The 4,621-nt window shown below is 53.7% G+C and carries 3 protein-coding genes and 3 pseudogenes; 3 read left to right on the forward strand and 3 right to left on the reverse strand.

What is annotated here, in order from left to right; translation table 11 throughout:
* Positions 1-138: 138 nt before the first annotated feature.
* From LC354_RS26360 to LC354_RS26370, 3 genes and pseudogenes are all read left to right on the forward strand, one after another.
* Positions 139-288: pseudogene (locus tag LC354_RS26360) on the forward strand (universal stress protein); the annotation flags it as partial.
* A gap of 98 nt (positions 289-386) precedes the next feature.
* Positions 387-1,298: a methylenetetrahydrofolate reductase gene (locus tag LC354_RS26365; RefSeq protein ID WP_223428926.1), complete on the forward strand. Its 912-nt coding sequence runs from the start codon at positions 387-389 to the stop codon at positions 1,296-1,298.
* 244 nt (positions 1,299-1,542) lie between these two features.
* Positions 1,543-2,484, forward strand: a complete 942-nt coding sequence (locus tag LC354_RS26370; protein WP_223428928.1) for a zinc-dependent alcohol dehydrogenase family protein — start codon at positions 1,543-1,545, stop codon at positions 2,482-2,484.
* Positions 2,485-2,770: 286 nt separating this feature from the next.
* Here LC354_RS26370 and LC354_RS26375 read toward each other — a convergent pair.
* The 3 genes and pseudogenes from LC354_RS26375 to LC354_RS26385 all read right to left on the reverse strand — a co-directional run.
* A pseudogene (locus tag LC354_RS26375) lies at positions 2,771-3,406 on the reverse strand (Tn3 family transposase); the annotation flags it as partial.
* Between the two features lie 338 nt (positions 3,407-3,744).
* Positions 3,745-4,407 carry an isochorismatase family cysteine hydrolase gene (locus tag LC354_RS26380; RefSeq protein ID WP_223428927.1) on the reverse strand — a complete coding sequence of 221 codons (663 nt, stop codon included), beginning with the start codon at positions 4,405-4,407 and terminating at the stop codon, positions 3,745-3,747.
* A pseudogene (locus tag LC354_RS26385) lies at positions 4,404-4,621 on the reverse strand (hypothetical protein); the annotation flags it as partial. The gene LC354_RS26380 and the pseudogene LC354_RS26385, both read right to left, overlap by 4 nt.

A 4,621-nucleotide genomic window follows, 5' to 3' on the forward strand; every position in this document is an offset into this window, starting at 1 on the left:
TACACCCTCGAAATGACCGCATAACCCAGCCGATTCTATTCCTTCACAATCGACCGCCAACAACTTGGCAATACCCGTGGAAAGCATACCTTCATATGCCATGACTTACGTGCCTGCGGATCTGCAAAAAGAGCTCCGGGTCGCACCATTCTGGACTACGCGAAAGAGCATGGCGTGGATCTGATCATCATCGCGTCCCACCGACCGGGTTTTCAGGATCTATTGTTGGGGAGCACGGCTTCGCATGTCGTCCGCCATGCTGCCTGCGCGGTGCATGTTGTCAGGTAAGCCGCTTAACCAGATGTAAAAATTCGGCAGCTGTTGAAAGCCACTTTTCCCAAAGAACTAACGCGTCGCTGGGTTCCAACCATCATGAAAGCTTTGTTTTGGATAAAGAACAATCTGCAACACATCCCCCGCTCGTGAAACAGCCGACCGAGGCACTGCTAAAGCGCCTCGTTCAATCAGGTGGCAAGGTTCCACTAAGCTTTGAGTTTTTCCCTCCCAAATCCGCTTCACGCCGTGAACAGCTATTCGAAGCTGTGGATCGACTCGGGCCTATGGCCGTCGACGGATTCTCCATCACTATGGGCGCTGGCGGTGCGACGCGCACCGGAACGCACAAAACAGCCGTAGCGATCGCGGAACGGTGCGGCCGTCCTGTGACTGCACATCTTACGGCCTGGGGCATGAGCAAAATAGAAGCTTTGTCTTATGCCGACAGTCTTTGGTCTTCTGGCATAAATCGCATTCTTGCACTCAAAGGTGATAAGCCTAAAGGCATAACAGAGACACCTTCTGGATTTGACCATGCCTTTGACTTGGTGAAAGCCCTGGCACGAAACCATCCCTTTGATATCGCTGTCGCCGCTTACCCTGAGAAACATCCGGGCGCGACGGATCTTGACACCGACATTGACCACCTAAAGGAAAAAATCGACGCCGGTGCCAGTCGGGCTTACTGCCAGTTCGTTTTGGATTCGGCAGCATATGGCCGATTTCTTGAAAAATGCGACCGTCATGGGATCCACGTTCCCATCGTGCCGGGGCTTATGCCGCTAGATGACTGGAAACGCATGCGATCATTTGCGGTGGCAAATGGGACCAGTGTTCCAGCGTGGCTGGATCAGCTTTTCACTATCGGAGAAACAACGCCGGAAATCATGCCGCACCTTGCCGTAGCGGCTATGGTCGAGCAGGCGCGTCGTCTGATCGCCTATGGCGCTCCGGCTCTGCATGTTTACACCATGAACCGCTGGCCACTGCCGCTTACTCTGGGTCGCTTGCTTGGCCATTAGCCGTTTGAGATGTCGCTCTTTGCTTCTCACTTGCTCTATTACGAAAACAGACATGCGAAATGGATATTCTTTGCTCCAAAGACTTGAGTTGCAGCCATCCGAAACACTTGTAGCGCGGTGTTCTGATATCGATCAAGGTGGCGTGACGCATTTTCCCTAGGCTGAGTGTCCTAATCTGATTGATCACGGAAGGAGGCTGGCCATGCGGGCAATGGTCTTTGACGGAGCGTCTTCAAAACTCCAAATGCGGGACGTGCCAGTCCCAGAACCGGGACCGGCACAAGTTCTGATACGCATTGAAGCTTGCGGTGTTTGTCGAACAGACCTGCATGTGATCGATGGAGAGTTATTGCATCCAAAGCTCCCACTGATACCCGGGCACGAGATCGTTGGGCGCATAGTAAAACCAGGTTCTGCAGTACGGGGTTTGCTCGAGGGACAGCGTGTGGGTGTTCCCTGGCTGGGACACACCTGCGGTGAATGTCTCTATTGCAAGGAAGCTAACGAAAACCTCTGTGATGCGCCGGGATTCACGGGGTACACGGTTGATGGAGGCTACGCCGAGTATTGCATTGCTGACGCAGAATTCGTTTTTCCCCTTGAAGATGATGCTGACCCGGTCGCTTTGGCTCCCCTTTTATGCGCAGGTCTCATTGGGTACAGGTCTTTCAGATTGTGCGGGGACGTTCGGCGCCTCGGCATCTTCGGCTTTGGAGCTGCGGCCCATATTCTCTGCCAGATTGCACGCTACAAGGGCATAGATGTCTATGCCTTCACACGTGAGGGCGACAAGACAGCACAGGAATTCGCACGCCGTCTCGGCGCAGTCTGGGCAGGGTCTTCGTCGGACAGACCGCCTGAAGACCTGGATGCTTCAATCATTTTCGCACCCGTAGGCGAGTTGATCCCGACAGCTTTGAAGTCGCTTCGCAAAGGCGGACGCGTCGTATGTGGCGGCATTCATATGAGCGACATTCCAGGTTTTCCTTACGCAGATCTCTGGGAAGAAAGGTCCATTCATTCGGTTGCCAATCTCACGCGATCAGATGGTGAAGCGTTTTTCCCGTTGGCGGTTCAAGCAGGAGTTGCCACTGAAACCGTGGCATATCCGCTTGAACAGGCCAACCAGGCTTTGGTGGACCTAAGATCAGGAAGACTGCAAGGGGCCGCTGTTCTGGTTCCATAGCCCGTGCATTAGTTTTGGAGCCGATCCGCGGATCTCCATATCGGCCAGCGGCTTCTGAAAGCGCCGCACGAATAGGCGTGACACACGTACGCACTTGATCCCATGTTCTGACAGGTCAATGTTCTAATTGCATAACCGGCAGCAACCAAACAAACTTTACGGTGCCCATTAGAGCTTAGGCTCTCGCCTGATCCGTTACTTCGTCTTGAAGGCGTAAACTCCAGTCCATCCCTTCTCCGGCGGATGAGCAATGAATTCCCGGCATCGTTGGATGTAAGTGTTAACCAGCGTCTCGTTCGACGTCTCCCCTATGCCGGCGAGAGATGCGTGAGAGCTGTAAGTAATCATGTGTATTGGCCGCTTCCGCCATCTTGCTCTGACCGAGATTCAAACCTTCGGCCAGAAGGACGTTCAGCAGACCGGCATTGTCCATACAGGGCACGCCGGATCTGAGATGCGTGAACGCTTCTTGGAAGCCAATATCACTTTCTGGTTCCTGCAAAAGGTCGGTGATCCGAACATCCGGAAGTCGGTCGTAAAGATATAGAACGAGCGCATCGGCCTCATCAGGAACAGCAGATGACAGGCGGTCAACTTTCAGGACACCATTTTCGATGGACCCGCCTGGTATTGCGCCCGATCGGGCGGCCTTGGCCAATTTTTGTAGCCCGTATGCCAGTCGGGCTTTGCGTTCCGCAAGCCAGATCTCGGGCTCTAACGGCATTTCCAGTTTTGGGACTGAACGGGCCACATCAATCGGCACAAGAGCCTCTTTGAGGTCACCGTATCTTCGGTACTGGGCAAGCCAGATGTACCCTGAGCGGAACGCCTCGCGCAGATGGCTCAACACGGCAACCTCCCAAAGCCGGGGCTCGCCCCGGCCTGCGTCATAGAGGTGACGCTGCCATTTCGAACCAGGTCGCGTGCTGCTTTGACTTTACCGCAGCAAGTCAGGCGCAGTCGGTTGAGCAGTGACGATATTCATGTGGATTTTCTTTCACCATAGGTTTCGCAATGACACAAATGTCGTAACTGCCCTGAGTATTCTTGGAGGAAACGTGAAGAATATGTGGAGAGGTCTGCAGATTCATCGGATTTTTAATTATCATCGGCCGTGTTGCACAGATCAACTGCAGCTCAGAACGCGCCCTATGCAACTGGATCCATGCGATATCTATGACTTGCAGCACGAGATGGTCGCGCGCATTTTTGAGCATCTGCACATAAGCGGTATTCCGCTATTGATCCTCGCAACTCAAGCTAGGTCCCGCGTGCCAACTCTTTGACGAGCGCATCCGTGGTAACCTGGCGGCAGTAGCCATCGATTGCCTTCAAGGAAGCCGCTTGGCGCGCGTTTGAAAACGTTGCGCAGGCGTCAGTGACCTGCGTGACCAGATACCCAAGATCGCAGGCATCCCGAATGGCGCTTTCAACACATTGATCCGTCAGTACCCCCGACAGGATCAGTTGTTGCACACCAAGGTTGCGTAAAACGTAGTCGATATGGGTGGAGATAAAAACACTTGACGAAGACTTGGGCAGAACGATCTCATCGTCGCCCGGCGTAATGGCGTCAATCACCTTGCCGTCCCACGATCCTTTCGGAATGTTGAAGCCCGTGATCTTGTAATCAAGGCTGCGATCCCGCCCGTCTTTGGTGAGGCTTTCTATGGTGGTGTACATCACTTCTACACCTGCCGCGCGGCAGGCCGCCTGAAGGCTCTTCATTTTGGGGATCACGTCGCGTTCCATCAGGTCCAAAAACGGCCCTTTCTTTTCAGTACATTCATCCGGGTTCATTAACGACCATTCGGCGCCGTCTGGATGGCAGGAGAAATTCTGTACATCAATAAACAGAAGTGCCGCGCGAGATGGTTGGATAGGTACATCTCGGGTTGTTGTGGACAAAAATACATCGGTCATGCTGGCTCCAGCGTTTTGCAGGCTTGAAAAATCGTGTCCGCCATCATCGCGACCGCGTCGGTGTTGCGGAGATAATCATTTCTGACTTCAATCAGCACATGCGGAAGACCACGCGGCTCCGCGTGAACAGGAATGGTCCGACATTCCCCAAGTGGCCTGCCATCTGACGCGAAGATCGCCTGATCAGGCCTGCGGATCAAGTATCTTTTACCTC

The organism is Tateyamaria pelophila, from assembly GCF_019966495.1.
In the GTDB taxonomy this organism is placed as follows: Bacteria; Pseudomonadota; Alphaproteobacteria; order Rhodobacterales; family Rhodobacteraceae; genus Tateyamaria; species Tateyamaria pelophila.

Coding starts and splice junctions, on each gene's coding strand:
- LC354_RS26380 (WP_223428927.1), bottom strand. CDS start 4,407: ATGACCGATGTATTTTTGTCCACAACAACCCGAGATGTACCTATCCAA.
- LC354_RS26370 (WP_223428928.1), top strand. CDS start 1,543: ATGCGGGACGTGCCAGTCCCAGAACCGGGACCGGCACAAGTTCTGATA.